Genomic DNA, 1,677 nt, shown 5'->3' on the forward strand with positions numbered 1-1,677 from the left:
CCCCTTCAATTTTAGAATAAGATTCCCTTATACTAAAGAATGGTTTAAGGCGAACAGCCACTGTTCTTAATATACATTTGGCATCTCCTTTCCAATCTGTCAGAACAGTAAAATCTCCAATCCTGGGAAGCGGTTCCTTTCTATACTGGAGTCCTAATAAGGAATGAGAAGTTGCTCTTTTTTTTCCTGACAAGATTAAATTGAGCGTTTCTTTTACTTCCTTTTCATTTTCACCAATTTGTGTAACCTTGGGTTCGTGTGAAAAGGCATATTCCAGGTGATTGTCTAAATAGTCTCCCCACAAATTTCTAGCTGATGCATTTTTCATAAAATATACACTTTTGGTTTAGGAAAATTTACCTGTATTAATCTCTTTTGAAGCATGAAGGGCTGCCCTGGCCGTAAAAGCCATATAGGTAAGGGATGGATTAACACAACTCGCAGATGTCATAAAGGCCCCGTCTGTTATATATATATTAGGTACATCATGAACCTGATTATGTTGGTTTACCACAGAAGTCCTGGGGTTCCAACCCATTCGTGCTCCTCCCATTTCATGAATGCCAAGACCAGGACCGGTAGCTCTTTCATAGGGTTCTATGTCTTTAAATCCGGCGGCGGTAAACATTTCTGTAATTTGTCTGATAATATCTTCCCGCATTTTATATTCATTTTCTTTAAATTCAACATCAAAGTCTAACTGTGGTAGACCCCATTGGTCTTTTTCAGTTGCACTCAGGGTAACTCTATTGTCATGGTAGGGTAGCATTTCGCCAAATCCGGTAGCGCCAATTTGCCAGCTTCCTGGTTTTAATACAGCCTCTTTTAAGTTTTTTCCATAACGGAGTTCTGCTACTGAATCGGTCCAATCCTCTCTGCTGGCTCCTCCCTGGTAACCAAAACCCCTTAGGTATTCTTTCTTTGAGGTCTTTGAATCCATATTTACAAACCGGGGAATATAAAATCCATTTGGACGCCTGCCTTTATAATATTTATCCAAATGTCCTTCTACTTTGGCAGAAGCCCCTAATTGATAGTGATGGTCCATTATATTTCTGCCCAATTGGTCATGATTATTACCTATGCCATTTGGAAAACGTTCTGATTTGGATTGCAGAAGAATCCCCACGGAGGCCATTGAAGAGGCACATAAGAAGATCACTTTTGCTTCAAATTCAAAATTTTCATGACTCTCCCTGTCAATAACCCTGACTCCTGTTGCTCTTTTGGTATTATCGTCATAAATAATTTCATGCACGATAGAATTTGGTCGCAGGGTCATGTTTCCAGTTCTTTCTGCGGCGGGAAGTGTAGAAGAGTTACTACTGAAATAGCCTCCGAAAGGGCATCCTCGCCAGCATCTGTTTCTAAACTGACAGGGAGTTCTTCCTTCTATATTGCCCTCTTTATCAGTAATATTCGCCACACGCCCAATAGTGAGTAACCTGCCATCATCGAACTTCTCAGATAAAATATTTTTTAAGTCTTCTTCCGGGCACATAAGATCCATTGGAGGATGAAACTTACCATCGGGGAGATAGCTTAAACCGAGTTTTTCCCCACTAACCCCTATAAATTCTTCTACTTTGTCATACCATGGAGCGATATCCTTATAACGTACGGGCCAATCTACCCCAATGCTTTCTATTAGGTTGGCTTCGAAGTCAAGATCACTCC

2 protein-coding genes are annotated in these 1,677 nt (G+C 40.5%); both read right to left on the minus strand.

The genetic code is table 11. The features are described from left to right. The coding region (locus WBN20_RS05395; RefSeq protein WP_424280984.1) for an ASCH domain-containing protein at nt 1–328 on the minus strand (328 nt) is incomplete at its 3' end. An 18-nt stretch (nt 329–346) separates the two neighbouring features. After that, nucleotides 347–1,677, minus strand: a 1,331-nt coding sequence (locus WBN20_RS05400; RefSeq protein WP_424280985.1) for a GMC oxidoreductase, incomplete at its 5' end; no start/stop codon positions are given.

Origin of the sequence: Eudoraea sp. (assembly GCF_049665975.1) — a bacterium.
GTDB lineage: Bacteria > Bacteroidota > Bacteroidia > Flavobacteriales > Flavobacteriaceae > Eudoraea.